Annotated in this window: 25 protein-coding genes and 1 pseudogene; 20 read left to right on the top strand and 6 right to left on the bottom strand. The window is 38.3% G+C overall.

What is annotated here, in order from left to right; genetic code table 11:
* The first annotated feature begins 266 nt into the window (after positions 1 to 266).
* Positions 267 to 1,970: a bifunctional lysylphosphatidylglycerol flippase/synthetase MprF gene (locus EQJ87_RS06035; protein ID WP_130123779.1), complete on the top strand. Its 1,704-nt coding sequence runs from the start codon at positions 267 to 269 to the stop codon at positions 1,968 to 1,970.
* A 133-nt stretch (positions 1,971 to 2,103) separates the two neighbouring features.
* Here the strand turns inward: EQJ87_RS06035 and EQJ87_RS06030 are convergent, their stop codons facing one another.
* Entirely contained in the window at positions 2,104 to 2,541 is a 438-nt protein-coding gene (locus EQJ87_RS06030) for a universal stress protein (protein WP_130123778.1), read from the bottom strand.
* Positions 2,542 to 2,745: 204 nt separating this feature from the next.
* On the opposite strand from EQJ87_RS06030, the gene EQJ87_RS06025 reads away from it, so the two are divergent.
* The 9 genes and pseudogenes from EQJ87_RS06025 to EQJ87_RS05985 all read left to right on the top strand — a co-directional run bounded on the left by EQJ87_RS06025 (position 2,746) and on the right by EQJ87_RS05985 (position 12,741).
* Positions 2,746 to 5,217, top strand: a complete 2,472-nt coding sequence (locus EQJ87_RS06025; RefSeq protein WP_190289053.1) for a helicase C-terminal domain-containing protein — start codon at positions 2,746 to 2,748, stop codon at positions 5,215 to 5,217.
* An 83-nt stretch (positions 5,218 to 5,300) separates the two neighbouring features.
* A complete protein-coding gene (locus EQJ87_RS06020) occupies positions 5,301 to 5,744 on the top strand; it encodes a cell wall elongation regulator TseB-like domain-containing protein (RefSeq protein ID WP_130123776.1) in 444 nt (147 codons plus the stop codon).
* Complete coding sequence (locus EQJ87_RS06015) at positions 5,741 to 6,922, top strand: pyridoxal phosphate-dependent aminotransferase (RefSeq protein WP_130123775.1); 1,182 nt, start codon at positions 5,741 to 5,743, stop codon at positions 6,920 to 6,922. The genes EQJ87_RS06020 and EQJ87_RS06015 overlap by 4 nt, the downstream gene beginning before the upstream one ends.
* Positions 6,919 to 7,236: a GIY-YIG nuclease family protein gene (locus EQJ87_RS06010; RefSeq protein WP_130123774.1), complete on the top strand. Its 318-nt coding sequence runs from the start codon at positions 6,919 to 6,921 to the stop codon at positions 7,234 to 7,236. The genes EQJ87_RS06015 and EQJ87_RS06010 overlap by 4 nt, the downstream gene beginning before the upstream one ends.
* Positions 7,237 to 7,306: 70 nt before the next feature.
* On the top strand, positions 7,307 to 8,650 hold the full coding sequence (asnS, locus tag EQJ87_RS06005) for an asparagine--tRNA ligase (protein WP_130123773.1): 1,344 nt from the start codon (positions 7,307 to 7,309) through the stop codon (positions 8,648 to 8,650).
* Between the two features lie 133 nt (positions 8,651 to 8,783).
* Positions 8,784 to 9,221, top strand: coding sequence for a hypothetical protein (locus tag EQJ87_RS06000; RefSeq protein ID WP_130123772.1), 438 nt, complete (start codon positions 8,784 to 8,786; stop codon positions 9,219 to 9,221).
* A gap of 41 nt (positions 9,222 to 9,262) precedes the next feature.
* The gene (locus tag EQJ87_RS05995) at positions 9,263 to 9,901 is read left to right on the top strand and encodes a thiamine diphosphokinase (RefSeq protein ID WP_130123771.1); all 639 of its coding nucleotides are present in this window, start codon (positions 9,263 to 9,265) and stop codon (positions 9,899 to 9,901) included.
* An 89-nt stretch (positions 9,902 to 9,990) separates the two neighbouring features.
* On the top strand, positions 9,991 to 10,917 hold the full coding sequence (locus tag EQJ87_RS05990; RefSeq protein WP_130123770.1) for a Gfo/Idh/MocA family protein: 927 nt from the start codon (positions 9,991 to 9,993) through the stop codon (positions 10,915 to 10,917).
* A 475-nt stretch (positions 10,918 to 11,392) separates the two neighbouring features.
* Positions 11,393 to 12,741, top strand: a pseudogene (locus tag EQJ87_RS05985) (amino acid permease).
* Positions 12,742 to 12,753: 12 nt separating this feature from the next.
* Here the strand turns inward: EQJ87_RS05985 and EQJ87_RS05980 are convergent.
* Entirely contained in the window at positions 12,754 to 13,071 is a 318-nt protein-coding gene (locus tag EQJ87_RS05980; RefSeq protein WP_130123768.1) for a GIY-YIG nuclease family protein, read from the bottom strand.
* 636 nt (positions 13,072 to 13,707) lie between these two features.
* On the opposite strand from EQJ87_RS05980, the gene uvrA reads away from it, so the two are divergent.
* Positions 13,708 to 16,530 carry an excinuclease ABC subunit UvrA gene (gene uvrA, locus EQJ87_RS05975; RefSeq protein WP_130123767.1) on the top strand — a complete coding sequence of 941 codons (2,823 nt, stop codon included), beginning with the start codon at positions 13,708 to 13,710 and terminating at the stop codon, positions 16,528 to 16,530.
* A gap of 297 nt (positions 16,531 to 16,827) precedes the next feature.
* Positions 16,828 to 17,412, top strand: a complete 585-nt coding sequence (locus EQJ87_RS05970; RefSeq protein WP_130123766.1) for a uracil-DNA glycosylase family protein — start codon at positions 16,828 to 16,830, stop codon at positions 17,410 to 17,412.
* Between the two features lie 85 nt (positions 17,413 to 17,497).
* Here the strand turns inward: EQJ87_RS05970 and EQJ87_RS05965 are convergent, their stop codons facing one another.
* Together EQJ87_RS05965 and EQJ87_RS05960 are read right to left on the bottom strand one after the other, a co-directional pair.
* A complete protein-coding gene (locus EQJ87_RS05965; RefSeq protein WP_130123765.1) occupies positions 17,498 to 17,956 on the bottom strand; it encodes a GNAT family N-acetyltransferase in 459 nt (152 codons plus the stop codon).
* 157 nt (positions 17,957 to 18,113) lie between these two features.
* Positions 18,114 to 19,331 carry a tyrosine-type recombinase/integrase gene (locus EQJ87_RS05960; RefSeq protein WP_130123764.1) on the bottom strand — a complete coding sequence of 406 codons (1,218 nt, stop codon included), beginning with the start codon at positions 19,329 to 19,331 and terminating at the stop codon, positions 18,114 to 18,116.
* Between the two features lie 108 nt (positions 19,332 to 19,439).
* On the opposite strand from EQJ87_RS05960, the gene EQJ87_RS11715 reads away from it, so the two are divergent.
* The 5 genes from EQJ87_RS11715 to EQJ87_RS05945 all read left to right on the top strand — a co-directional run bounded on the left by EQJ87_RS11715 (position 19,440) and on the right by EQJ87_RS05945 (position 21,470).
* On the top strand, positions 19,440 to 20,123 hold the full coding sequence (locus EQJ87_RS11715; RefSeq protein WP_223804508.1) for a Rha family transcriptional regulator: 684 nt from the start codon (positions 19,440 to 19,442) through the stop codon (positions 20,121 to 20,123).
* Positions 20,124 to 20,201: 78 nt separating this feature from the next.
* Positions 20,202 to 20,366, top strand: a complete 165-nt coding sequence (locus EQJ87_RS11550; protein WP_190289052.1) for a hypothetical protein — start codon at positions 20,202 to 20,204, stop codon at positions 20,364 to 20,366.
* A gap of 10 nt (positions 20,367 to 20,376) precedes the next feature.
* A complete protein-coding gene (locus EQJ87_RS11710) occupies positions 20,377 to 20,895 on the top strand; it encodes a hypothetical protein (RefSeq protein WP_223804507.1) in 519 nt (172 codons plus the stop codon).
* A complete protein-coding gene (locus EQJ87_RS11545; RefSeq protein WP_190289051.1) occupies positions 20,892 to 21,032 on the top strand; it encodes a hypothetical protein in 141 nt (46 codons plus the stop codon). The genes EQJ87_RS11710 and EQJ87_RS11545 overlap by 4 nt, the downstream gene beginning before the upstream one ends.
* A gap of 177 nt (positions 21,033 to 21,209) precedes the next feature.
* Entirely contained in the window at positions 21,210 to 21,470 is a 261-nt protein-coding gene (locus EQJ87_RS05945; RefSeq protein WP_130123763.1) for a hypothetical protein, read from the top strand.
* A gap of 55 nt (positions 21,471 to 21,525) precedes the next feature.
* Here EQJ87_RS05945 and EQJ87_RS11540 read toward each other — a convergent pair whose 3' ends face one another.
* Together EQJ87_RS11540 and EQJ87_RS05940 are read right to left on the bottom strand one after the other, a co-directional pair.
* Entirely contained in the window at positions 21,526 to 21,699 is a 174-nt protein-coding gene (locus EQJ87_RS11540) for a hypothetical protein (RefSeq protein WP_190289050.1), read from the bottom strand.
* On the bottom strand, positions 21,696 to 22,082 hold the full coding sequence (locus tag EQJ87_RS05940; protein WP_130123762.1) for a hypothetical protein: 387 nt from the start codon (positions 22,080 to 22,082) through the stop codon (positions 21,696 to 21,698). The genes EQJ87_RS11540 and EQJ87_RS05940 overlap by 4 nt, the downstream gene beginning before the upstream one ends.
* Positions 22,083 to 22,671: 589 nt before the next feature.
* Between EQJ87_RS05940 and EQJ87_RS05935 the strand changes: the two genes are divergently transcribed.
* The 3 genes from EQJ87_RS05935 to EQJ87_RS05925 all read left to right on the top strand — a co-directional run bounded on the left by EQJ87_RS05935 (position 22,672) and on the right by EQJ87_RS05925 (position 26,901).
* On the top strand, positions 22,672 to 23,574 hold the full coding sequence (locus tag EQJ87_RS05935) for a GIY-YIG nuclease family protein (protein WP_130123761.1): 903 nt from the start codon (positions 22,672 to 22,674) through the stop codon (positions 23,572 to 23,574).
* A 279-nt stretch (positions 23,575 to 23,853) separates the two neighbouring features.
* Positions 23,854 to 25,476, top strand: coding sequence for a hypothetical protein (locus EQJ87_RS05930; protein WP_130123760.1), 1,623 nt, complete (start codon positions 23,854 to 23,856; stop codon positions 25,474 to 25,476).
* A 309-nt stretch (positions 25,477 to 25,785) separates the two neighbouring features.
* Complete coding sequence (locus tag EQJ87_RS05925) at positions 25,786 to 26,901, top strand: AI-2E family transporter (RefSeq protein ID WP_130123759.1); 1,116 nt, start codon at positions 25,786 to 25,788, stop codon at positions 26,899 to 26,901.
* The last annotated feature ends 47 nt before the right edge of the window (positions 26,902 to 26,948 follow it).

Genomic DNA, 26,948 nt, shown 5'->3' with positions numbered 1-26,948 from the left:
AAAATATAAAACTGAATTAGAAAACCAGGAATTAAAAGGATACTTCGTTAAATATTTAAGATAAGCTTTGGTCTCAATGATTTGGAAAAAAGCTTTTGACTATGTTTACAAGTTTTTTGTAAAAATTCCCTCATCTGGCGAAAGCTAGGTAAAAGAAGTTCAAGTCTTTGACTTGGGCTTTTTTTGGCTGAAAGGTGGGGTAAGAATTTTAAATTTGGTCATTTCATGATAAACTTAGTATAACTTACTAGTTAGGAAGAAGTTTTATGTTTCGTTTGAGAAGTATTTTACAAGATATTGCGATTTTTTTGTCGGTTTTGATGAGTTTGATGAGTGTGGCCGGGATTTATTTACGACATTGGCGACCTTTTCAAGCAGAGAGTTTTTATAATTATGTGGCCCCTTATGGCTTGATGGCGCATCGGTTATTGGCGTTCACGGTTGGTGTCTTGGGGCTTTTGGTTTCGGTTAATTTGTACCGGCGGGTGCGTTCGGCGTGGGTTTTGGGGATGATTGGTCAGTCAATGTTGTTTGCCTTGCATCTCTACTATACGGGGACTGTTTTTTCGCTGTTTTCTTTGGTTTCTTTATTTATTTTGCTTGTTTTGGGGGTGACGGCGAAGGATTTTAGGCGAGTGCCAAAGCGGCGTGAAACTTGGCAGGCTTTGGGGTTAAGTTTGATTCCTTTTGGGCTGGCTTTATTTAATGCGATTTTGAGTTTGACTTTTTTGCGGCGTGATTATGCGGGGACGGCTAATTTTTGGTTGGCTTTGAAACATTCGGTGCGTTTTTTGGTGTTGATGGATACGCAGGATGCTTATTTTGTTTCGCATATGAATTTTCTTTATACGGTGACTTTGATTGCAATGAGTTGGATTTCGTTGATTATTGCTTTTATTTTGCTTTTGAAGCCTTTGGTGATCAATCCGATTGTTAATGGGCGCGAGCGGGCTCGGGTTTTGAGTTTGGTGCATGAATATGGGCAAAATCCGATGGCTTATTTGGCTTTGTCCAAGGATAAGCAGTATTTTTTTGGTGAAATGACTGATGGTGTGATTGCTTATATGGTGGTCAATAATGTGTTGGTCGTGTGTGGGGATTTGATTTGTCAGGAGGAAAATGCGATTGTTTTTATGGGAGAGATTACTCGATTTGCTCATAAAAATGGTTGGAAATTGCTTTTTCTAGACATTACAGAAAAATTGCGGCACGTTTATGAGGAATTTGGCTTTGGGCTGGTCAAGATTGGTGAGGATGCGTGTATTGAGCTGGCTAATTATGATTTGAAAGGGAAAAAGGCGGCGAAGGTACGGGCGAATATCAATCACGCGCGGCGCTTGGGGATTGAAGTGGCGGAATATCAGCCACTTGTTCACCGAGATGTGGCAATTGAGCAGGCTTTCCAGCATATTTCACATGAGTGGTTCAAACAAAAAGGGGCTGAATTGGGCTTTATGTTGGGAGATTTAGCTTTAGAAAATCCGCACAATCGGCGTTATTTTTATGCGAAAGATGCGACGGGTAAGCCGATTGCTTTGGTGGTGTTCGTGCCTTACGAGAAGGGGCAGGCTTATATGGCTGACGTGACAAGACGACTGTCAGATGCGCCAAATGGAACAATGGAGGTGATCATGTTTGACGCCTTTACTAAAATGCGAGAAGATGGGGTGCTTTGGGGAAATTTGGGATTGTGTCCGCTGGCGAACATTGAAGGGGGGCAGGATAATTCGATGACGACGCAGCTGATGCAATTTATTTATGAAAATATGAATGGAGTTTATGGTTTCAAAGGGCTCTATCAGGCAAAGAAAAAATTTGCTCCGACGGATTGGCAAGAACGCTTCATCGCTTATACGCCCAAACCTTTTGGTTTTAGCTATGCTTATGCGATTATCAAGGCGCAAAATCCTAAGGGAATTAACAAGCTTTTGCTGGAAAAACTGCGTTTGAAAACGGGGAATCGTTTTTGAAAGAGAGAATTTGCTGACGGAAATTTTTGGCACTTTTCGTCAGTAATTTCTCTGGTTTTCGTCAGTAAAAGGGTCAAAAAAATCGCTGATTCATCAATCAGCGATTTTTATTTTTAAACGAATTTAACAAGTGTTAGTCACGAACAACGAGGACGTCGCAAGGGGCATTCTTGATGATGTAGTCAGCAACAGAACCGATGAAAATACGCTCGATGTATGAAAGACCGGTCGCACCGAGAACGATGAGGTCAATGTTTTCTTCTTTAGGGAGCGTTTGTCCGAGCATGACTTTTGGTGAACCAAACTCAACACGTGTTTTCACAGTTTTCACGCCGGCTGCTTGAGCATCTTCAGCAAAGTCGCGAATCAAGTTTTCAGCACCTTTGTGCGTGTCATCAGCAACGACTGAGTCATAAGCTGAGATTGATTGGAAGGCACGAAGATCAATCACATTGGCGATAACGAGTTCGGCATCATTACGAAGAGCTGTGGCAACGGCTTTATCAAAGGCCTTAGTGGCTTCTACTGAACCGTCAAGACCAACGAGGATTTTCTTATAATTGTCTAACATAGGCGACTCCTTTGTAAATATTTCTTTATATTTTAATTTTACTCTTATTTTGTCGATTTGTAAAAAGAAAACTGTCGAAAAATAGGTTTGTGGTATAATTGATAGAGTAAATTTCTGAAAAAGGACGAAATTTTGCTGACGAAATGTTTTCGTCAGTAAATTCTCTGATGTTTTTTAGAAAATTGTAAGAAATAGGTGAGAAATATGACTCGATATGCTGTGGTGGATTTGGAAGCGACCGATGCTCATAGTAGTGAAAATAAAATTATTCAGATTGGGATTGCCTTGGTCGAAAATGGTCAGATTGTTGGGACTTATTCGAGTGAGGTCAACCCGCATGAACCCTTGCTTCCAAGGATTAGTGAGCTGACAGGCTTGTCAGACGAACGCTTGAAAATAGCGCCAGATTTTGCTGAAATTGCTGCAGAAGTGCGCGCACATTTATTGGACTGCGTTTTTGTGGCCCACAATGCAAAATTTGATTATGGCCTTTTAGAGAAAAGCTTTTTAAATATTGGATTAGAATTTAATGAGATGCCGCGCATTGACACGGTTGATTTGGCGCGCGTTTTTTATCCGACATTTGAAAAATACGGCTTGGAAATGCTCAGTAGAAAATTAAAACTTTCCCACGATCATCCGCACGCAGCCCTTTCTGACGCTTTGGCGACCGCCGAATTATTATTGAAAATGGAAAATAAAATTCGCAAACTCCCCCGAGCTGTGTTGGAAGAACTCTTGCGCCACGCGGACAATCTGCTTTTTGAAAGTAAATTATTTTTGCAAAATCAATTGGCGCAGACCGAATTAGCCCCAGCCGGCCTGCAAATTGTGCATAATATTGCCACCAAGAAACATCCAGCAGCCGACAGACTTACTGACGCCAATCAAAAAGCCAGAGAAAATGCTGACGCAAATCAAAATCAAAGAGAAATTACTGAGGAAAATGCAAAAATGCGGCCCGCAGGTTTTCCACAAGCCCCAACAAAACCGTCAGCAAATTTTGAAGAGAATATCCACAGATTAGGCCTGTCCATCCGTGGAAAACAAGAAAAAATGGCGCATTTGGTGCAAGAAGAACTAAATTTTCCACAGACCAGCTTCATCGAAGCACCGACAGGCATGGGGAAAACTTACGGCTACCTGCTCCCTTTGCTTGCTGCTGGGGAAAAAATCATCATTTCCACAGCGACAAAAGTTTTACAAAAGCAACTTTTACAAGATGTTGCCCCTAAATTAGAGGCGACCTTTGGCTTGAAAATGGCCAGAATTGTTGGGACGAAAAATTACATCTCCCTCAGCAAATTTTCCCAACTTTTGTACAACGACATGGACGGCAAGAATTTTGAAATTTTTAAAATGAAAGTTCTCGTCTGGCTCACAGAAACAACGACTGGCGAACTTGACGAACTATCTACCGTGATGACCAATTCCGATTATTTCGCAGCCATTAGTCATGACGGCTACGTCAATTCCAAAAATTTTCACTACGAGCAAGATTTTTGGCTACGGGCGCAAAAATTGGCCGAAAAAGCAGCAGTCAAAGTCGTTAACCATGCTTATTTGATTGAGCGCCTGGCCGATTATCCCGAAAGTTTTCTGGAAAATCGCCTCTTGGTCGTTGATGAAGCTCAGCAACTTTTTCCAATCATGGAAAATGCCGGACAAAAATCACTCAAAATAACTGACGAACTTTTAAAAATTGACCCAAGCACAAGTGAAAACCCACAGCTCACCAAGCGGCTCCAAGAAAGTCTCGTTTTTCAGCTCAATAAAAAAATTCTCGATCCCGTAAAAATCAAAATGGACGCTGACGAGCTTGGATTAACCGAACTTTCGGCCCTTTTAGCAGCGGAAAATCAGATTATCTGGCGAGAAAACGGCCGGATTTACGCAAGCGAACAAGATTTTTACAACTTTGAAAAACTCATTCCCCAAACCACCAAACTTTTCATGTTTGGCGCCACTCTTTCCCTTTCGAAAGACAAGCCTTCTTTCCCAGAACTCCTCGGCTTCAATGATTATCGTTTCTTCAAAATTGACAGTGAGGTCGCGAAAAATCAAGAACTCATCACGCTGACCGATTCGCCAAACATCAAAAATCTCAACCTGATTGACTATGCCCATTACACGGCAGATACCATTGGCCAACTCTCAATGCTCAAACTTCCAATCGTTGTTTTGTTTACCTCAAAAAGTTCTTTGACCTTTGCCGCTGAAAAACTGTCAGCTGACGGCTTCAATATTTTAGCCCAAGACATCAACGGCACTCCCGCTCAAATCAAGAAAAAATTTGATAAAGGAGAAAGTAAAATTTTACTAGGACTTGGCTCCTTTTGGGAGGGCGTTGACTTTGACAAGCAAAATCAAGTCCTTCTTGTCATTCCCCGCCTCCCCTTTGCCACACCAGATGATATTTTAACCAAAAAATATGCCCAAAAATTTGAAAATCCCTTCTATGATTTCAACGTTCCCATGGCCACCCTGAAACTTAGACAAGCCATTGGGCGCGTCAATCGTCGAAAAAATCAATACTCAAGCATTATCATCTTGGACAATCGACTTTCTGGAAAATCCTATGCTAAAAGAATGCGGAAAAATCTTTCCGAAGCCCTCCCCGTAAAAATGCTGAATTTCCTTGAAACAGTCAGCGAAATCAAGAAATTTTTGATATAATAAAACATAATTAAATAAAAAATGAAAAGCTAAATTCAACACACAGTTCTAGGAATTGTGTCAAAAATTTGAAAGAAGAAAACATGAGAAAGCGAAAAATGACGCGTCATTCGCAGATAATCATCGGAATTTTGACGGTAATTTTAGCCATTTATTTGTCCATTGCGCTGTTCTTTTGGAAAAGCCTGACCCCTTATCATTCCGTTCGGGGGCAGGCGATTGCTGTCGCTCAGGAAAAAACGGATTTGAAAGAAGCCACCGCTTTTGACATTGCAACCACAGACACTACCACTTATTCAGTTGTCGGACTTGATCGCAACAAACAAAAAATTGGCGTTTTAATTCCCAAAAAAGCTGGTGAAATCACCGTCGTGAAACTTGATGAGGGCGTTTCCCCAAAAACATTGACCACAAAACAGACCCAATCCGTTGTTTTGGCACTTTACCAAGGCAAACCCGCTTGGGAAGTAAATAATACGAATGGCTTTAAAGTCTACGACTTTAAGACAGGTAAGGAGTTAATATGAAAAAATGTTCTGATTTTGTTTTGAAAATGGACGAATCCGTCACCTTGGCAGCCGCCAATCGGGCAAAAGCACTCAAGGCCCAAGGGCATGATATTATTGACCTCACTCTCGGCCAGCCTGATTTTCCAACCCCTCAAAAGATTGGTGCTGCTGCGATTTCATCGATTCAAAATGGTGCAGCTAGCTTTTATACCCAAGTCGGTGGTTTGCCTGAATTAAAAAAAGCAGTCCAAAAATATTGGACACGCTTTTACGGTTATGACATTGAAAATTCACAAATTCTGATTACAGCTGGAGCTAAATTTGCCCTGTATGCCTACTTTATGGCAACGGTTGACCCAGAAGACGAAGTTATTATTCCCGCTCCTTATTGGGTTTCTTACGTTGATCAAGTCAAAATGGCTGGTGGAAAACCAGTAATTGTCGAGGCCACCCAAGCCCATCAGTTTAAGGTTACTGTTGATCAACTGGAAAAAGCACGAACAGAAAAAACAAAAATTTTGCTCTTGAATTCTCCGTCTAATCCAACAGGAATGATTTATTCCAAAGACGAATTAAAAGCGATTGGAGAATGGGCAGTTGCTCATGATTTGCTCATTTTGGCGGATGATATTTACCATCGTTTGGTCTATAATGGGGCAGAATTTCCAGCAATTTCCAGTCTATCCGAAGAAATCCGCAAACGCACAACAGTCATCAATGGTGTTTCTAAAACTTTTGCTATGACAGGTTGGCGTATCGGAGCTGCCGTAGGTGACCCTGAAATCATTAGCGCAATGACTAAAATTGCCAGCCAGACGACTTCTAACCCAACAGCAGTTGCCCAATATGCCGCAATAGAAGCCTTTGAAGAAAATGACAATAGCTTTGCTCAAATGCACGCTGCTTTTGAAGAACGGCTCAATAAAATCTATCTTCAATTAGCTGAAGTTCCTGGCTTTGAAGTGGTCAAACCCAACGGTGCTTTCTATCTCTTTCCAAAAGTCACAAAAGCAATGGCGCTTAAAGGATTTACAGATGTCACAGCGTTCACCACAGCCATCTTGGAAGAAGCAGGAGTCGCTTTGGTCACAGGAGCAGGCTTTGGCTCAGCCGAAAATGTGCGCCTAAGTTATGCGACAAGTATGGAAAACTTAGAAGCTGCCATTAAACGCTTGAAAGACTGGATGAATCAATGATTGATAAAAAAGAAGCTAAATCAACTTATAAACTTGCTGAAAAAATAGGCGCAGTCGTGGCCTACAAAAATTTAAGCACGAATGAGCGTTATCTTGACATTGCCCCAGATTTAGCAGGAATCAAAAATCGCTTTGAATTCGCGAAGAAAACAGGGATTGGCCTGCCATATGCGATTGAAAAAGCAGCCAAAACCGCTGATTTTGAGCTAGAAGTACTTGAAGAACTCAAAAAAGATGACTTGCAAAGCACCAAAGCGTTCAAAGAAGATTTAAAAACCTTAAAAGAAATTTGGGTAGAAAAATTAGCAAATTAAATACAGAAAGTTTCACACTTTTTGCTACAAATATGATAAAATCAATAAAAAATTATAGAAGGACTTATTTATGAAAGACTTAATCTCAATCATTGACGTCAAGAAACACGTTGGTGAAACGGTAAAAATTGGCGCATGGGTTGCCGACAAATCAGGAAAAGGAAAACTTCAATTCCTCCAACTTCGCGACGGAACAGCATTTTTCCAAGCCGTTGTTTTCAAACCTAACATGATTGAAAAATTTGGCGAAGAAGCAGGAACAGCAAAATTTGATGAAATCAAGCACTTGTCTCAAGAAACATCAGTTTATGTAACTGGTGTCGTCAAAGAAGACGCCCGCTCAAAATTTGGTTATGAGCTGGATGTGACAGATGTCGAGGTCATCGGAGCTTCTCAGGATTATCCTATCACACCAAAAGAACACGGAGTGGAATTTTTGCTGGATAACCGCCATCTCTGGTTGCGTTCAAAACGCCAAATGGCCATCATGCAAATCCGTAATGCCATCATTTACGCCAGCTATGATTTCTTTGCCAAGAATGGTTTTATCAAATTTGACAGCCCAATTCTCTCAGGAAATGCTGCTGAAAATACAACAGAACTTTTTGAAACAGATTACTTTGGTAACCCAGCTTTCTTGTCACAATCAGGACAACTTTACCTCGAAGCAGGGGCTATGGCACTTGGACGTGTCTTTGACTTTGGCCCAGTTTTCCGTGCTGAAAAATCAAAAACGCGTCGTCACTTGACAGAATTTTGGATGATGGACGCTGAGTATCCATTCGTAACGCATGATGAATCTTTAGATATTCAAGAAGCTTATGTTAAAGCCTTGATTCAAGGTGTTTTGGACAATGCTGCTTATGCCCTTGAAACACTTGAGCGTGACACAAGCAAGTTGCAAAAATATATTGACACACCATTTATGCGCGTGTCTTACGATGATGCCATTGACCTTTTACAAGCGCACGAAAATGATGAAGATACTGACTACGAGCACGTTGAGCACGGCGATGACTTCGGTAGCCCGCACGAAACTTGGTTATCTAACTTCTACGGTGTGCCAACTTTTGTCATCAACTACCCAGCAAGCTTCAAAGCTTTCTACATGAAACCAGTCCCTGGTAACCCAGAACGTGTGCTGTGTGCCGACCTTTTGGCGCCAGAAGGCTACGGTGAAATCATCGGTGGTTCAGAACGTGAAACAGACTACGACTTGTTGCTCAAAAAGATTGCTGACTTCGGCTTAGATCCTAAAGATTACGAATGGTACTTGGAACTTCGTAAATTTGGTTCAGTTCCTCATGCTGGTTTCGGTCTTGGGCTTGAACGTATGGTAACTTTTGCTGCTGGAACAGAACATATCCGCGAAGCCATTCCATTCCCACGAATGATTAACCGGATTCAACCATAAATTTGAAAACTTCCTTAATTGGGAGTTTTTTTAGTTGTTGGTTACTTTTGGAGAGGGCTTGTAATCGCGTTAATCGAAATTTAGATGAGGACTTATGCTATAATGAAGTCATGTAAAACAAGGAGGAGCGGGTATGGAACAGGCAGATGAAACGTTTGAAGCAATGGTGGATTTAGCAACGCGTCAGCTGGCGCAGCGAATGGCAGAGCGAGCGGTGGAAACTTACGCTCTCTATGATTACGCCTACTTTGAGCCGACATTTGTAGCTGATTTTATTTCTGAATTTGTGATTAGTGCTTATGCAATTTATCAAATCAGGCCTGAAAAGCTTGATGAAGAAGCAATGCTTGTCTTGTTTGTTAATATGGTTCATGAAAATATGCGAGGAGTTGCTGATGAAGTTGCGCAATATCATCGTCTTTTTGGACAATTGTGTGATCTTTACTATGAGCAAGGGTGTTTAAAAGCGTTGTTGGTTGATGATGCAGAATATCGACAAATGGTGCTGGCAATTTTGGCGGATGTTTATCTGGAAGTCAAAATGACGCAAAAAAAGAAAAAGAGTAGATGAGCTAGATTTCAAAAATGCTAGCTCATATTCGGGAGTTGAAAATGAAGATTTTACTTGTGGCAGGTTCGCCAGATTTTATACCAAGCGAAACTTTTGACAAATGTATCGGTGTGGATCGAGGGGCACTTTTTTTACTGGAGACTGGTCGAGAGCTTTCCCTTGCTGTGGGAGATTTTGATTCGGTAACTGCCAAAGAATTTTTGAGTATTAGTGAAGCGACTGAGCAACTCATCAAGTTGCCAGCAGAAAAAGATGTGACCGATTTGGAGGCAGCCTTGGATGTTGTTTTGGAGCGTTTTCCAGAGGCCGAGTTAACAATTGCAGGAGCTTTGGGAGGACGTTTGGATCATCTTTTGACAAATGTTTTTTTGGCAACTCGTCCAAAATATCAAAAACTTGCTCCTCGCTTGACTTTAGTGGATGGGCAAAATGTAGTGCGCTATTTATTAGCCGGAAAGCATACCCTAAAACGGCTAGAAGGCTACAAATATATTGGCTTTGTCCAAGTTGAAAGTCAGGACACTTTGGCGATTTCACAAGCCAAGTATCCACTCAAAGCGGCTGATAATTTTAGTCCAATCTATGCCAGTAATGAATTTATCAGTGATCAGATGATGGTTTCATTAGAGCTTGGAATGGTCATTGTGATTTATTCCAGAGATAAGTTTGGTGGAATCTAGTATTTTTTTGGTAACGCTTGCTTATTTGGCTATATCGCCTCAAAAAATGTTAAAATGAACAGGTGATAATAAAATTAGGAGAAGTAAAAATGATCATCGGAGTAATCGGAGCAACATCAAACATTGCCAGTAAGGCTTACCTGCCAGTCTATGCGAAGATGCAGGCGGAACATCGTTTTATTTTGTATTCACGCCAGTGGGAGAAGGCTGAAAAAGTCCGCGAAATCTATAAATTTGAATATGCCACGGAAGATTTAGCGGCCTTGGAAACAGTAGATTTGGTCATTATTCATGCAGCAACAAGTCAACATTTTGAGCTTGCAAAACGTTATCTTACAGCCGGCGTTCCTGTTTTAATGGACAAACCTGTGTCGGAAAATTTAGCAGAAGTTAAGGCTTTGCAAGCTTTAGCGGTAGAAAAAAATGTGCTTTTCGTTGTTGGCTTCAATCGCCGTTTTGCTCCACAAACAGCAAAATTAAAAGCAGTAGCTCATAAAAATATGGTGAAGGTGAGCAAAAATTTGGCACATCAAGCGAGCGAAAATCCAGTTTTTTCAATGTATGATATTTTCATTCATCCTTTGGATACACTGATTTACTTGCTGGACGATGAAATTTTGGAGGTTCATCACTCAATGAAGACTGATGAAAATGGTCGTTTATTGAGGGCAACGGTTCTGCTAGAAACAGCGACGACAACTGGGATTGCTAGCATGAATTTGGAAGCTGGCGCCTTCACCGAAGAGTTTACAGTCGAATCAGCGACCGAAACTTTGCGTCTGTCAGAGCTTGTGACACTTGAAAAATTTACAGGAATTGACCGACAAACATTTGGGATAAATGGCTGGCAGACAGCGACTTATAACCGTGGTTTTGACGCTTTAGTTGAGGGAATGGTTGCCGCAGTCACAGAATTTGACGGAAATAATCGAGAGCATTTGCTGACGGATTTGAAACAAGAAAATATTTTGAAATCACACGAAATCATTGCTGAAATGTTGGCCGAAAAGAGCTAGAAAATTTACTGACGAAAATAATTTTGAATCCGTCAGTAAAATCTCTATCAATAAAAGCCAGAGAAAATGCTGACGAAAATAATTTTACAAAAAAATTCAGTAAATTTAAGCTTGATTCAAGCTAAGTCTTGCAATTTGTCTAAAAAAACAGTATAATTATAAAAAATTAGAAAAAGGAGTCCGCATGAAAACACAACTATTTACAGTCTTTTATTTTTGGCTCAGATAATTTGTGTTTATGCAATTGGCGTAGATACAACTTTTGAGTTTACTCAAATTTTTACGCCGGGGATTCAAGAAAGACCGGATAGAAAAGCTATTCGGTCTTTCTTTTTTTGATATTTTTAGTGCTTGTCATCATCAAAAGTAAAATTAATCGTAAAGACCGACTCCAAGCAGGGTTTTGCTTGATGAACAAAGCACTCTCATCATGAAAGTTTTTACTTTCAAAGTTCAAAAGAAAAGAGGAATTTCTATGGAAAATTCTAAAGGATTGAAGTCTTCACTTCAAACTCGACACATTGTCATGCTCTCACTTGGGGGGCGATCGGATCAGGACTCTTCTTAGGGTCTGGTAAAGTTATTGCACAAGCAGGACCAGCAGTTCTCCTGTCTTACATTTTAGCTGGTTTAGCACTTTATGTTGTGATGTATGGCGTTGGGAAAATGGTTATTCATCAAGACAATCATAAAACAGGAATGGCCGGTGTCGTAGCGCCATTTATTGGTGATCATTGGGCGCATTTTGCTGACTGGGTTTACTGGTCAACGTGGATGGCAGTCCTCATTGCTGAAGAAGCAGGGGTTTCTACTTTCCTTGCGATGCTCTTTCCGGGCATTCCCCTCTGGGTTTTTGCTTTGATTGTTGCAGTACTCGGCACCGCAATCAATCTCTGGTCAGTAAGAGCCTTTGCTGAAACAGAATATTGGTTAGCTTTTGTCAAAGTTGCTGTCATTTTGATTTTAATTGCTCTCGGAATTTATTTAGTGGTCATTAATGACTCACACCTTGGATTTATTGCAGATGCTGCACAAAAAACATCAACCCAAAGTACTCCACCAAGCTTTGCTCCGCACGGCTTCTCAGGAATCTTAACTTCACTTTTAGTGGTTATCTTCTCATTTGGTGGTTCTGAATTGGCGTCAATTACCGTAGCCGAAACAGAAAATCCCAAAGTAGCAATTCCAAAAGCTATTCGTGGCGTTTTGGTCCGGATTATCAGTTTCTATGTGATTCCAATTTTCCTCTTTTTGCACCTTTTACCTTGGAAAGAAGTATCAAATCCTGATGCTCCAAGTCCATTTGCAACGATCTTTGCTCGTGTAGGGATTCCCCATGCAGATAAAATTATTCTCGTCGTGATTATCATTGCTATTTTCTCTGCAGTTAACTCAGCGATTTATGCGACTTCACGCTCACTCTATTCACGGATTCAAGGTTCGCCAACTTATGTTGGAAAAAAATTAGGAAAATTGTCTAAACACCAAGTTCCAACAAATGCTATTTTGGTTTCTTCATTTGTTCTCTTTGTCGGTGTAATTCTCTCAGCAGTCTTGGGTGACGGTTTCTGGCAATTTGTCGCTGGATCAATCTCATTTACGATTACAATTACTTGGATTATATTACTCGTTGCAGCTTTGGTGCTTTATTTCAAGCAAAAAGAAGTTACAAACTGGTTTGTTAAACTGGCAACACTCGTTGTTCTGATTGGATTGAGCACTGTATTCATCATGCAAATTGTTACAAATCCATGGACTCTGTCTGTCTTTGCTTTAGTAATTTGCTTGATTTCTTACTTTAGTTACCGTAAGAAAAAAGCTTAAAATAAAAAACATTCATTTTTTAATGGATGTTTTTTTATTTTCACGCGCTTTTTGATAGGCAGTAAACTTTTCTTTGATTTCTTTATTTTTAATCAAAAGGAGTTTTTGTTGGCGGATGAGCTTATGCTTAAACCACCATTCACACTGCATTGCTTCGATTTTATTGTCAAAAACGACCACAGCAACAAGCTTGACAGGAAGTCGACGTTTGGTATATTTGGCCCCTTTGCCCGCATTGTGAGTAGCAAAACGCTTGTCTATATCTGTCGTATAACCACAGTAAAGTGTTTTGTCCGCACATTCGAGAACATAAGTAAAATGCTCAGTCATAAAAATCAACTCCTTGGCTTTTTATCAATTGACATAATCAGATTATAGCATTTCAGATGCTCAATGTTAAGAGTTGACCTTATTTTCATGGTATAATGGAACTAATTCAACGAAATTTAAAAGGAAAAAAAGATGCCACAAGATAAAATCGTTATTCATGGTGCGCGGCCGATTCGACTAGCTGCTTTAGCAGCGTAGCGAGAATGGTGAACGCGTCTAAGTGCGTGAAAAAGATCAAAATAAATAAAAGGAAAAAAGATGCCACAAGATAAAATCGTTATTCATGGTGCGCGGCCGATTCGACTTGCTGCTTTAGCAGCGTAGCGAGAATGGTGAACGCGTCTAAGTGCGCGAAAAAGATCAAAATAAATAAAAGGAAAAAAGATGCCACAAGATAAAATCGTTATTCATGGTGCGCGGCCGATTCGACTTGCTGCTTTAGCAGCGTAGCGAGAATGGTGAACGCGTCTAAGTGCGCGAAAAAGATCAAAATAAATAAAAGGAAAAAAGATGCCACAAGATAAAATCGTTATTCATGGTGCGCGGCCGATTCGACTTGCTGCTTTAGCAGCATAGTGAGAATGGTGAACGCGTCTAAGTGCGTGAAAAAGATCAAAATAAATAAAAGGAAAAAAGATGCCACAAGATAAAATCGTTATTCATGGTGCGCGTGAGCACAATTTAAAAAATATAGATGTTGAGATTCCTCGTGACAAGCTAGTTGTCGTAACAGGAGTTTCAGGTTCAGGAAAGTCCTCATTGGCCTTTGAAACGCTGTATGCCGAAGGACAAAGACGCTATGTTGAAAGTCTGTCGGCTTATGCCCGCCAATTTTTAGGAAATATGGACAAGCCAGATGTAGATTCCATTGATGGCCTTTCACCAGCCATTTCTATTGATCAAAAAACGACCTCAAAAAACCCGCGTTCAACAGTTGGGACAGTTACTGAGATCAATGATTATCTGAGATTATTGTATGCACGAGCAGGAACACCTTATTGTATCAATGGTCACGGAGAAATTTCAGCACAGTCAGTTGAGGAGATTGTGGAACAAATCCTCGAATTGCCAGAAAAAACCCGTCTACAAATTCTGGCGCCTGTCGTGCGCGGGAAAAAAGGCACACACGTCAAAATGTTTGAACGCATTCAAAAAGACGGCTATGTGCGTGTGCGCGTCAATGGCGAAGTTTATGATATTTCAGAAGCTCCCGAATTAGATAAGAATAAAAAACATAATATTGAGATTGTCATTGACCGAATTGTTGTCAAAGAAGGAATTCGCTCTCGTTTATTTGATTCAGTAGAGGCTGCACTGCATCAAGCTGAAGGTTATGTGATTGTGGATAAAATGGATGGCACGGAGCTACTTTTTAGCGAGTTTTATGCCTGCCCTGTCTGTGGCTTTACAGTTCCTGAGCTGGAGCCTCGTCTCTTCTCTTTCAATGCGCCATTTGGATCTTGTCCTGATTGTGATGGTTTAGGGTTGAAATTGGAACCAGATGTGGACTTGTTGATTCCAGATCCAAGCAAAACCTTGCGTGAGGGAGCAATTGTTTATTGGTATGGCAAGGCTTCGACTTATTATCCAGCCCTTTTGGAACAAGCTATGGAGCAGTTCGGAATTGATTTAGATACACCTTGGGAAAATTTGTCAGAAAAAGAGCAGAATATTGTGCTTCATGGGAATGGTGAAAAACTTTTCCACTTTTATCACGAGGGAGATTTTGGTCTGCGAGATCAAGATATGACTTTTGTTGGCGTCATCCCTAATCTATGGCGTCGATACCGCTCGGGGATGAGTGAATCTGCACGTGAAGTGGCGCGAGCTTACATGACGGAGTTGACTTGTACGACTTGTCACGGCTATCGCCTGAATGACCAAGCCTTATCGGTCAAGGTTGGTGAAAAAAATATTGCTGAATTTTCTACGTTATCCATCGGGGATACTTTAGATTATGTAGCAAATTTGACCTTGTCAACCAATAATGAAGTGATTGCGCGTCCTATCTTGAAAGAAGTTAAAGATCGGCTGAATTTCCTTAAAAATGTGGGCTTGGATTATCTGACTTTGTCTCGGTCAAGTGGGACTTTGTCTGGGGGAGAATCCCAACGGATACGTTTGGCAACACAGATTGGTTCTAACTTATCAGGAGTGCTTTACATTTTGGATGAGCCTTCGATTGGTTTACACCAACGGGATAATGACCGCTTGATTGAATCTTTGCAAAAAATGCGGGATTTGGGCAACACACTGATTGTAGTGGAACATGATGAAGATACGATGATGGCGGCAGATTGGCTGATTGACGTAGGGCCAGGCGCTGGTGATTTGGGGGGCGAGATTATAGCTGCTGGAACACCAAAACAGGTCATGAAAAATAAAAAATCGTTGACAGGACAATATTTGTCAGGCAAGAGAGCCATTCCTGTACCAGAAAAACGGCGTGCTATTGATAAGAAAAAAGCAGTCAAAATTACAGGTGCTAGTGAAAATAACCTGCAAACGATTGATGCAGAATTTCCACTGGGTGTGATGACTGCGGTCACTGGAGTTTCTGGGTCTGGAAAATCAACTTTGGTGAATTCTATTTTGAAGAAAGCTTTGGCTCAAAAGCTCAATCGTAATTCAGAAAAACCAGGGAAATACAAGAAAATCACAGGCTATGAGGGCATTGAGCGCTTGATTGACATCGATCAAAGTCCAATTGGGCGGACACCGCGCTCCAATCCTGCCACTTATACCAGCGTTTTTGACGATATTCGTGATTTGTTTGCCAATACTAATGAAGCTAAAATTCGCGGTTACAAGAAAGGCCGTTTCTCCTTTAATGTCAAGGGTGGACGCTGTGAGGCTTGTTCTGGTGACGGGATTATCAAGATTGAAATGCACTTCTTGCCTGACGTGTATGTGCCTTGTGAAGTGTGTCACGGCAGACGGTATAATTCGGAAACTTTGGAAGTTCATTATAAGGGTAAAAATATCTCAGAGGTGCTGGATATGCGCGTGTCTGATGGACTGGAATTTTTCCGTCATATTCCGAAAATTGAACGGAAATTGCAGACTATTGTTGACGTAGGGCTGGGCTATGTGACGCTTGGTCAACCTGCAACAACCTTGTCTGGTGGAGAAGCTCAACGGATGAAATTGGCCAGCGAATTACAAAAACGTTCAAATGGGAAAGCTTTTTACATTTTGGATGAGCCAACGACTGGATTGCACAGTGAAGACATTGCCACCTTGATTAAGGTACTTGACCGCTTGGTTGAGCAGGGCAATACGATTGTGGTTATCGAGCATAATCTGGATGTTATAAAAACGGCCGATTACATCATTGACCTTGGCCCAGAAGGTGGTGCTGGCGGTGGAACCATTCTTGCCAAAGGGACACCAGAAGAAGTGGCAGCTGTGCCTGAAAGCTACACGGGACAATATTTGAAAGCCAAATTGGAAAAATAATGAAATAGAATGTGAAAATTTACTGACAGTTTTGTCAGTAAATTTTTTTATCCGCCACCTGACTGCCTTCCTTGGGCGCTGTTAGCTGATAAATTCGTCAGTAATTTTTTGTCAGAGAATTTACTGACGCATTTGTTAAGTGACTTGGGTCATACATTGACTGGCACTTATACAGTCGTGCCAAACTGAACTTTGGTTTTGAGCAGTTTTGGGGTCATTTTACTGGTCACTTTTCTGATTTATCGGAAAAAAGTCTGAGAGAATGCAAAAAATCTTGAGGAAGTGTATAATTTAATCATGGATAAATTTCAAGAGATTTTTGAGGCAATCAAGGCTGACCCACAAAATAAATCGTACACTGAGCAAGGAATTGATCCGCTTTATTCGGTGCATCAGCAGGCCAAAATTTGCATCATTGGCCAAGCGCCAGGGATTCGCGCGCAAGAGTCACGGCTGTTTTGGAATGATCCGTCGGGCGATCGGTTGCGCGATTGGCTGGGCATTGACCGAGACAGCTTCTACACTTCTGACAAGTTATCAATTTTACCGCTGGATTTTTATTTTCCAGGGAAAGGAAAATCGGGCGACTTACCGCCACGTAAGGATTTTGCTAATAAATGGCACGAGATTTTACTGACGCAAATGCCTGAGATTGAATTGTTCATTTTGGTTGGTGCTTACGCGATGAAACATTATTTGCCACTGAAATCGTCAGCAAAAACGACTGATGTCATCCATAATTTTCAAAATTATTTACCTCGATATTTTCCGCTCGTCCACCCCAGTCCGCGCAATAATATTTGGATATCTAAAAATCCGTGGTTTGAAGCAGAAGTTTTACCCGAGCTAAAAAAACGTGTTGCCGAAATCCTAAAAAATTAAAAAAAGGAGAGAAAATGCTGACGAAAAGATTAGAAAAAAATTCGTCAGTAAATTCTCTGATATTTAAACAAAAAAATCACTTTCGTCAGTGATTTTTCTGTTTATTAAGCCCTTTTTCCATCGTGATGTGCGCAATTCCTGCTTCTTCAAAAACATCGCCCACCTCTGCAAAACCATGCTTGTCATAGAGGCCTCGAGCAGAAAGTTGAGCATGAAGTTCTAGTTTTTCGATACCAGCATTTTGCGCAAAAACGACCAGTTCCTCTAGCAAAACATTGGCGTAACCCCTTCCTCTGGATTCCTTGAAAATGGCCATACGTTGAATCAACGCCGAGCTACCCGCTGGGTTCGTAAGTAATCGCACGGTTCCTTGGGCGACACCAGCGTCATAAAGCACAAAATGTACAGCAGCAGCCTCCTCGAGCGCATTGCCTACTTCCAGCTCATAAGGCACCCCTTGCTCTTTGACAAATACTTGATTGCGAATACGCAAAGCATCAAAGTAAATATCAGACATCGTATCTCGTGTGATTCGAATTTCCATTTTTTCTCCTTTATCCTCTTGAAAGATTAGTTTGCTTAAAAGCCTTGGATTTATTATAAAGTTTCTATTAAAACGTGTCAAGCATTGAAAATACTGTGTTTCAGTGCTTTTTAATTTTTTGAAAAAAGAGTTAACAGAGTTTTTAACAGCGTTCCACCTAAAAATTAGCGTATTTAGCGTATTTAGCGTATTTAGTGAATAGTTCCAGCTCTTTATTTTTCTTTTCAGGCTCAAGATGTGAATATAAATCCATTGTCATTTGTAAAGTTGAATGCCCTAGACGCTCCTGAATAACTTTGTAGGTCATGCCAGCATTTAAACATAGACTTGCATGAGAATGTCTAAAACCATGAAAAGATAATAAAGGAAGTTTGGCTTCTGTTTCAATTTTTTTGAGCCGATAAGCTAAACTATGGTAATCCATAACGTTTCCTTGCCAAGTTGGAAATACAAGTGGTTGGTGTGGATTTCCTAAGCTCATGAAGTGTTTTTTTTGATAGAAGAACCAATGTTTAAGTGTTGCATTTGCTTTAGGATCAATAGTAATTTGACGAGTACTTTTGTTAGTTTTGGGAGTATCTTGGATAGTGGTGCGCTGTACAGTGGTCTTGCTGATAGAAATAGTTTGTTTATCTAAATCAATATCAGACCATGATAGAGCCATAGCCTCCCCGATACGTAAGCCAGAAGCCACGAGTAGGCGTAGAAGCGCTTGAAAGTACTCAGTTGACCATTTACCACTAGGCAAACTTCTAACGTGAGAGAATAGCGTTTCAAGCTCCATTTTAGTATAAAATTTGAGCTGTTTAGTCGCTTTATCAATTTTTATCTGCGGGATAATTACCGACTGGCAAGGGTTAAAATCTATCATCCCAAGAGAAAAAGCGTGTTGGAATATACGATTTATCACGTTAAATTGTAACTTATAGTCTTTTCCTTTTCCCTGCGTTCTTTTCTGCTTACCTTCAAGAGGTTCTGCAGCGTTTTTGGCCCAAAGGATTACTTGCTTTTGGATTTGTGCAGTAGTAATTTTACTAATTCGTTTATTTCCAAAAGCTGGGAGAGAATAAGTATCAAGATTAGCTCTCATTTGTTTAACTGATCCAATTTTTTGCTGCAGCTTATAAAATTCAAAGAAACTCTCAGCAACTTCAGAAAAAGTGTTCAAGGATGATTTTCTTTTAGCACAACCATTTTTCTTAAAATCATTTTTCAGGCGTTCGAGTTCATTCTTGACGCCTGTTTTTGTACGCCCTCTGACGTATGTTTTAACTTGCTTACCTGTCAGCACATCAGTACCAATATAAGCACCACGGAGAATATAACGCACCTCTCCGCCTTTGGTTTTGTATTCTTTGATATTTAGTTTGTTCATGTTGATTTGTCTTTCTAGCACCGCCCAGTACGCAAAATTGAAAACATAAAAATAAAGCGTTGAAACACGGTGAGTAGCCTGACAGATCTGTCAGTAGAAAAGAGGAAGATGAACCCATTAGTATTATTTGACAGTCTCGACTTATCTAAATCAAGCAATGAAAATTTTTATACCACGACCGAGATTATTGCGACACAATCAGGCAACTCTTATAAAGTTGAATCTGACTTGGTACGTAAATATCGTTCTGAACTTGAAAAAATTGCACATCTAAATAGCTTTTTCAAAAAGCTAAATGTAAATGATGCAGGACGCTCAAGAAAAGTATATAAATTAAACGAACAACAAACTCTTTTCTTTATTCCGCTTTTGGGGAACACTCCTGCAGTTGTACAATTTAAATTTGATTTAGCTGCAGCCTTTGTTGCGATGAGAAATGAGCTACAAGCTCGCAAAATTGAGCGAGCCACAGAAAAAGCGACTACTCGAAGTTTAACGGATGCAGTTCAAAATTGGAAGCATACTAATAACTACGCACAAAGTAATTTTAGAAAGTTGCTAATTAAGTGTGCTACAGGTTTGCCTTATACGAAGGTACAAGCTCGGGGAGATAAAGGCGTTCCAATGGTTGACTTGCTGACAGCTGAAGAATTAGAACGATATAACAAGTTAAAAGCGCTGGTTATTCCTTTACTTGATTTTGGGGAAACTTATAAGGACATCAAGGAATATGTCGAAAAAATTGCAACAAAAAAACTGTCCGAAAGTTTGGCGACCAAAGACAGTTTTTGAAAAAAGTAATTATGAGTAGAAAGGCTCTAGTAAAGCTTTTCTACTCTCTATTTTACACTAAAAAGAGAGGTAACACAAATGAACAATACAATCGAAGTATTATACCCAACTCACGGCACACAGTCAGGCGCACAGGTTCAGTTTGACCCAAGTACTCATATTTGGACGGTTTGGAACAAACGGGGCTTAGAACGCACGTTTAGAACAGTTACAGCATACACACGTTACATGACGAAAGGTTAAGGTGTAGGTTATGAAAAGTATCACTGCAGAAAACAAGTATATTTTGCTTTTTTCTACTCCTTTAGATGAAAATCGTAATCATTATTTTATCCGTAAAAGCGTCTCTGGAAATGCGTTTAACAAAAATGTATTTTTTATTAACACTAACCGCGAACCATGGAGTATTAAAATTACTGCTGGAATGGTACAACGTTGGAAAGAGAAGCAACAAGCTAAGCGAGATCTAAGAGCTTGTTATACCAGGCCTGTTGATGATTCATTATTTCTTAATACTTTCGAGCTTTCTATGGCTAACAAAGCGAACGGTAGAGAGGCAAGGTGGATAGCCCCAGACTTATACTGGGCTGGATATGCTAGAGGAATTAGAGAACAGCGCCAAAGATCAAGGAAAACAGATTTGTCAGCATTTGACATTCTTGCTGCTGCTGATGTTGTTGAACTTTCTTCTGAGCTTGGGATTGCTGAAGATAAATTAACCTATGCCGTCATGGAAGTTATTTCCAAACGTAAGAATGGAGGTTACCAATGAGCTTACTATCTGACCAAGCAGAGCGGTTATTAAGTATCGCAGAAACTGCTGAGCACACAGGATTGACAGTTTACCAAGTTTCTACACGAACAGCTAAATTCATGAAGAGAGCCAAGGAGATCATAGCACAAGCGTAAAATAAAAGTACCTCTCTATTTGAGTGAGGTACTTTTTAAGTTGCTCTAAGGTCTTATGGCAGCATAGTAAGTATGATAATGAATGTAATCAACTATAGTTATTCTAAAATAGTAAAAATTACTCTAAAAGTAAACTAAAGTTACCCCCCCCTATCCAAAATAAAAATAAATTTCTTTTTGGAGGATAGGGTAGATGGAGTCACAAATAAAGTTGCACAACTTTTAAAAAATGAAAGGGGGTGTGAAATCATAGAAAAAGTGTCAAAAAAGCCTAATCATTCAAGCTACACAACGATTTATGGGAAAATTAGTTTTTGTGGGAATTCTCGCAAAAAAAGTGGAGATAAAAGCTCTAATATGCATATTATCAATAGTTTAGGTAAAAAATGGAAAATAGGTGTTTTAACGTTAATAATAGATATTTATGACATCGTTTAATAAAAAATCAAAGAAATAATTAATGGGAAGAAAAAAGCATCCATTATAGATGCTTTTACTTACTTTTATTCTCTGATAGTACTGCTTTTACAATCTTATCAATTACCCCATCCAACATATCACTGACTCGTTTTTGAAACTGCTCACTTGTAGTATATTTTATAATCTGTTGAGAAATAATTTGAATAATGATTTTCCCGATTTTTATTCCTAAGGTTTGAATACTCATTTATTTCCCCCTTTTGTGAATTTGCTTATTTTTTCTTTCAAAATTTTTTTCATAAATTTATTTTTGGTTTTTGAAGATAAAAATTTATAAGCAGCTAACTTAAGCTCCTCTTCTGAAATATCAGGATTGAGAGCAGTTTCGGCTTTGAGGGTGAAATAAATCGAAGTAGGATTTAGATCAATGCTGTTATTAAGTGCAGTTAATTTCTTTTCAACTTCTTTTTCAACTTCTAAAGATAATTCTTCGTCCCAAATTTCTTTTGAAAATGAATTTTTCGTTTTAATAATTTCTTGATTGATATTATCTTTTAAAATAACTTCATTATTCTTTTTGAAATCGTCAATTTGATTTTCAGAACGTGTTATCAAATCCTGCGTGTCCATAAGTTTACCTCACTAAATATTTTACTATTATTTTACCTTAAAACTATTTTAAATACTAGTATCTATATAATAGGCTCTGATTTTTATATTAGGAAATAGAAAGTAAGTTGTAAATATAAGGGATATCAATTATTAATTTTAATGGACGCAACAACGAAAATTTCAGTTTTACGATACGTGGTATAATGTCATACCAAAAACACGGTTTCGGGTGTAAAGTTCCTAACGCTCTCAAAGGTGTGGAGGTTACAACGCTAGACAAAATCCATACTGACATCACGTAGGTATGAGAAGCACATCGTTCAGTCAGGGATTTTTGAATTCCTAAAATTTATGACTTGTGATAAAGGGGGCAGTTTCAATTACTCTTCATGAATGATATGAACTTAAAAATATGATAAGCTATTATCTAGTAGGAGAATAATATTTTGAAAGCAAAATTTATTCCAAGCTGCTCAGGTAAGGCAAATACATGCTAGAAGAAAATGAGATGAATTAGAATCTAATTTGAGGAGATTTCGGTAATAATCTGTGTAGCAAGTTTTATAATGAACAAATTAGTTCAAAAAGGTTTTTAGGAGAATTATTGATGACGATTTTATTGAAAGATATACTTAATTTTGAAACTTTACTGGAAAAATATAAAGGAAAAAGAATAAAATTAAGATTTAACACTAATTGGAAGTATAATGATATTGTATTTGATTATGCTGATATGTGTAGAATGAAAGAAGATTATTTTATTCCCATGATGTTGACAGCTGGGAGTAAGAGTGTATCTAGAAATGCAGTGAACGATATACAATTTCAATTTATTGAGGTTGAAAAGCATAGGTGGCTCTTTGTTGGGGCATACGACATCAAAAGCCGAGATAGTTTAACTTACCATTTTTCTGCAAATTATTTCAAGTCTTATGCTGAAGCAGTCAGAATTCAAGAATATGATCAATATGCAGAAAGGCTGATTGTTGATTTCAAAAACAGGGGTCAAAGTTTTTTTTATGTTAACCCTGAGATTATTAACAGCGTCCAGGTAGATTCTATTTCAACAGAACCATATTTTGAATTAGATATTAACTTCCCAGGTTATGAAAACTTATGTAAAAGCTATTATGATTTAAAACAGCATTGGAATAATAAGTTGTGGGTGCAAGCTTTATCAGAAGTTTATGGGGTCTATTTAATAACAGATAAAAAAACTGGAAAATTATACGTTGGTTCTGCAACTGGCCAAGATGGTATTTATGGACGATGGTCTGCTTATCTTGCTGATGGATATGATAAAAATGAGAAAGAAGATAGTAAATATCCAAATACTAAATTAAAAGAACTCGTCAGTAACAAAGGGATAGAGTATGTTCAAAAGAATTTTCAATACACAGTTCTAGAAATATTTAAAAAAGATGAAATTGGAAAAGGTAAAGCATTAAAAAGAGAAATATATTGGAAGGAGGCTTTCCAATCACGTAAGTTTGGATATAATCAAAATTAAATAATTAATGATCAGGGCACATTTTAAACCACTCGCTCACAGATGATATGAACTATACTAAATTTCTGATAGTTGAAGTAATAAAATAACTATCTCCGCCCTTCAGGGCGTTTTTATTTTATCCCGATTATGCTATAATTTTCTAAAAGAGAAACGCAAGCATGAGAACCTTCACAGAAGGAAATAATAATTGAGGGAAGAAAAAAGTACAGCTGTGATCTAAGGAAGGATGTAGGTTAAGGAAACTAATGCAGGAAGCATATAGTGTTGGGGGTGTAAATGAGTTATACAAAGAAAAAAAATAAGGCAAAGGATCGCTTATTAGAAAGGCGGGTAAAATTTTTTAGACAATTATCATTAGAGCAAAATGAGGCGCTCTACTCTCATCGCAAATGGTTGTGGATTTCTAAATTTCATACAAATATTATTAACAATACACAATGGCTTTTTGCAGGTTATACTGAGGATTTAAACTTCGATATTCACTTAGGAAATAAGAATACTTTACATTGTGACTGTGGTCATGCTGTAAAATATTTATATGAAATAAAGAGAATTGATGAAAAAAAAAGTAAATTTTTAGGTATAAATCATTTGGAGCAGCATCTAAAAATTTCCGAACTAGCTGTAGATGAAATTAAAGACAAAAATAAAAAGATACAGAAGGATTTGGATGATTTAATACTGAGGTATTTTTCTGGGCAGAACTTTCCCTACAAACTTTACAAAAATTATAAAGATTTGAAATGTGTTTCAAATCCCCCAACTTTTTTTGATCAAAAATTAGAAGATTTTTCGAAAGGGAATTTTCCCTTGAAGAAGAAAGAAAAATTGTGTATGAAAAAGAGCATAATAGGAACGCTTGAAAAAAATATTTTATTCCAAGGTAATGAAAAGGTAGTTAGTGTCTTAGAATTATCTCAAAGAACAGGAATACAAAAAAAGGACATTATGAAAATTACTAAGAAACAAGGGGATTCATACTCGAGTTTATTAACTCAAGATGAAGTGAAAGTTTTTTTGAATAAGGTAAATTTTAATGATATTGAACTGCTTATACCGGATACTGAGATGGGAGAATCAGTTAATGATATAAAATTAATAACTACTTACTTTGATTTCCCTAGACCGCCTTTCAATATAAGAGATAAAGATTTTGTTATAGATATAGTATATGAAACTGTCCAGTGGGAAGGAAGGGTGAAAAAGTCTAATTTAATTAAAGAAATTGAGGATTTTTATATTTTAAATGAAGAAATAGAAGAATTTGAGGAATTAGTTAATATCAATCAAATTATCGATGGCTTGATTCTTGATGGTGATATTTATTGTGATGATGAATATTTACTATATGAGCAGCCAATTTCATTGCAAGAAAACGAGTTTCCACTATTAAAAGGATTTTATGAGAATAAAGAAGAATCTATTAAAGACTATGTAGGAGAGTATGTTGCGATTTTTCCAGCTCACAGGGACTGGCTCGGGGACAATCACTATATGACTGGTTATATTTTAAATGTGATAATAGAGGAATCTCCTATTCATAAAAAATTCTTGAAAAAAAGATTAGAAATGATAATGGAAGAAGAGTTTAATGGTGAACAATTTAAGACTTGTGTTCAGAAGTTAATAAATAGTTCAGCAATAATTCAGAAGGATAAATTTTTATACGTACGGGACTCGAAAGTTAACTCTATACGAAAAAATTCAAAATATAAATTCAATTGTAGAAAATCGAATTATGTATCTATAGAGGAATTAGAGCTTGCAGTTCATCTCTTAACGATAAAAAATGATCCAATAGAATTTGAACACCTTATAAAGAGTATGCAGAGCATTTTTAATATTTCTAATTTTAGTGATAAAACGATAAAGCGAATAAGAAATTTAGTAGATAAATAAAAAGCACTCAATAAGTGCTCACTCATGATTCTCAATTTTACGCACGGCGGTGCAATGAATAATTTTTGTATATTTTTTTAACAGAGTTTTTAACAGCGTTGCAATATCAAATCAAGTAAATTTAAGTTACTTGATTTTTTGCTTGGATGCCTTTGTAGCACAGTAAATCAGTTTATGGTATTATAGATAGTGTCAGGGGCATAAGCCTTGGATTTATTATAATATAAATAGTCACAAAACTGTACCAAAATTTATCAAAATAAGAAAGCCAAGTCTAATTTACAAAAAGATTTGAGCCAAAGGGAGCCTATGTTTAAAAAAAGTAAACTTTTCTTCTGGACAATTGAGATTTTAGCGGTGGCGCTCTTAATCTTCATGCTAACCGAGATTCAATTTGTCTTTCAACCCATCAAAACCTTGCTCGCTCTTCTTTTCATTCCTTTTATTATCGCTGGTTTTTTGTACTATGTTTTTAATCCAGTCGTTGTTTATCTGGAGCAAAAATTAAAAATCAAAAAAATATTTGGTATTTTTATTGTTCTTTTAGTTCTTTTAGGAATGATTATTTTTGCAATTGCTTCGGTAATTCCTAGCTTGATTTCGCAACTGACGGATCTGATTAGTGCAACAGCAAAAGTTTATCCAGAAGCAATGAAATGGCTTGAAGGGCTGCGTCATAGTCCAAGATTCGCTGAAATTTACCGACAAGTGGATGTTAATAGTCTTGTAGAAAAATTGAACCTGTCCTATACAGATATTCTCCATAATCTGCTTAATAGCATCACAATTAGCGTGGGAAGCATCGTGAGTATTGCCACAAGCATTGTTATGGTTCTCATTTTAGTTCCAATTTTGCTGTTTTATATGCTTAAAGATGGTGAAAAAATCATCCCATTCTTGAAAAAGAACGTTTTGGTTGAAGATAAGCTCAATATCTTTGAGTTATTGGAAAATATGAACCATACCATTTCGCGATATATTTCAGGAGTTGCGCTTGATGCGCTCTTAGTCTTTGTGGTAGTTTTTGTAGGGTATCTCGTGTTAGGAATTCCTTATGCCTTCCTTTTTGCCCTTTTTGCTGGGGTGACAAATCTGATTCCTTACGCCGGCCCTTACATTGGGGTACTGCCAATGGTGCTGACTGTTGCTTTCAATCGTCCAATTACTGCACTTATTGCCGTTGTTTACGTCCTTGTCCTTCAACAATTGGATGGCAATCTGGTTTATCCTAAAATCGTTGGGTCAGCAGTTAAAGTTCATCCAGTGACTGTAATGATTCTGATGCTTATTTCTGGCAGTCTTTATGGAATTGTTGGAATGATTATCGCTGTTCCGACTTATTGTCTGGTCAAAGAGATCGTGAAGTTCTTAAACAGCCTTTATCGAAATCATAGAGAGCAGCAGAGGAAAATTATTTCAAAATGAGAATAAAAATATGATATAATAAATGCTATCTAATAAAATAATTTCGC

Origin of the sequence: Lactococcus sp. S-13 (genome assembly GCF_004210295.1) — a bacterium.
Classification (GTDB): Bacteria; Bacillota; Bacilli; order Lactobacillales; family Streptococcaceae; genus Lactococcus.
Note: the sequence above shows the minus strand (reverse complement) of the source record. Positions and strands in the feature narration are given on the sequence as shown.

Excerpts from the sequence above, each read along its gene's own strand:
- EQJ87_RS06035 (WP_130123779.1), top strand. The coding sequence starts at position 267 with ATGTTTCGTTTGAGAAGTATTTTACAAGATATTGCGATTTTTTTGTCG.
- EQJ87_RS06030 (WP_130123778.1), bottom strand. The coding sequence starts at position 2,541 with ATGTTAGACAATTATAAGAAAATCCTCGTTGGTCTTGACGGTTCAGTA.
- EQJ87_RS06025 (WP_190289053.1), top strand. The coding sequence starts at position 2,746 with ATGACTCGATATGCTGTGGTGGATTTGGAAGCGACCGATGCTCATAGT.
- EQJ87_RS06020 (WP_130123776.1), top strand. The coding sequence starts at position 5,301 with ATGAGAAAGCGAAAAATGACGCGTCATTCGCAGATAATCATCGGAATT.
- EQJ87_RS06015 (WP_130123775.1), top strand. The coding sequence starts at position 5,741 with ATGAAAAAATGTTCTGATTTTGTTTTGAAAATGGACGAATCCGTCACC.
- EQJ87_RS06010 (WP_130123774.1), top strand. The coding sequence starts at position 6,919 with ATGATTGATAAAAAAGAAGCTAAATCAACTTATAAACTTGCTGAAAAA.
- asnS (WP_130123773.1), top strand. The coding sequence starts at position 7,307 with ATGAAAGACTTAATCTCAATCATTGACGTCAAGAAACACGTTGGTGAA.
- EQJ87_RS06000 (WP_130123772.1), top strand. The coding sequence starts at position 8,784 with ATGGAACAGGCAGATGAAACGTTTGAAGCAATGGTGGATTTAGCAACG.
- EQJ87_RS05995 (WP_130123771.1), top strand. The coding sequence starts at position 9,263 with ATGAAGATTTTACTTGTGGCAGGTTCGCCAGATTTTATACCAAGCGAA.
- EQJ87_RS05990 (WP_130123770.1), top strand. The coding sequence starts at position 9,991 with ATGATCATCGGAGTAATCGGAGCAACATCAAACATTGCCAGTAAGGCT.
- EQJ87_RS05980 (WP_130123768.1), bottom strand. The coding sequence starts at position 13,071 with ATGACTGAGCATTTTACTTATGTTCTCGAATGTGCGGACAAAACACTT.
- uvrA (WP_130123767.1), top strand. The coding sequence starts at position 13,708 with ATGCCACAAGATAAAATCGTTATTCATGGTGCGCGTGAGCACAATTTA.
- EQJ87_RS05970 (WP_130123766.1), top strand. The coding sequence starts at position 16,828 with ATGGATAAATTTCAAGAGATTTTTGAGGCAATCAAGGCTGACCCACAA.
- EQJ87_RS05965 (WP_130123765.1), bottom strand. The coding sequence starts at position 17,956 with ATGGAAATTCGAATCACACGAGATACGATGTCTGATATTTACTTTGAT.
- EQJ87_RS05960 (WP_130123764.1), bottom strand. The coding sequence starts at position 19,331 with ATGAACAAACTAAATATCAAAGAATACAAAACCAAAGGCGGAGAGGTG.
- EQJ87_RS11715 (WP_223804508.1), top strand. The coding sequence starts at position 19,440 with ATGAACCCATTAGTATTATTTGACAGTCTCGACTTATCTAAATCAAGC.
- EQJ87_RS11550 (WP_190289052.1), top strand. The coding sequence starts at position 20,202 with ATGAACAATACAATCGAAGTATTATACCCAACTCACGGCACACAGTCA.
- EQJ87_RS11710 (WP_223804507.1), top strand. The coding sequence starts at position 20,377 with ATGAAAAGTATCACTGCAGAAAACAAGTATATTTTGCTTTTTTCTACT.
- EQJ87_RS11545 (WP_190289051.1), top strand. The coding sequence starts at position 20,892 with ATGAGCTTACTATCTGACCAAGCAGAGCGGTTATTAAGTATCGCAGAA.
- EQJ87_RS11540 (WP_190289050.1), bottom strand. The coding sequence starts at position 21,699 with ATGAGTATTCAAACCTTAGGAATAAAAATCGGGAAAATCATTATTCAA.
- EQJ87_RS05940 (WP_130123762.1), bottom strand. The coding sequence starts at position 22,082 with ATGGACACGCAGGATTTGATAACACGTTCTGAAAATCAAATTGACGAT.
- EQJ87_RS05935 (WP_130123761.1), top strand. The coding sequence starts at position 22,672 with ATGACGATTTTATTGAAAGATATACTTAATTTTGAAACTTTACTGGAA.
- EQJ87_RS05930 (WP_130123760.1), top strand. The coding sequence starts at position 23,854 with ATGAGTTATACAAAGAAAAAAAATAAGGCAAAGGATCGCTTATTAGAA.
- EQJ87_RS05925 (WP_130123759.1), top strand. The coding sequence starts at position 25,786 with ATGTTTAAAAAAAGTAAACTTTTCTTCTGGACAATTGAGATTTTAGCG.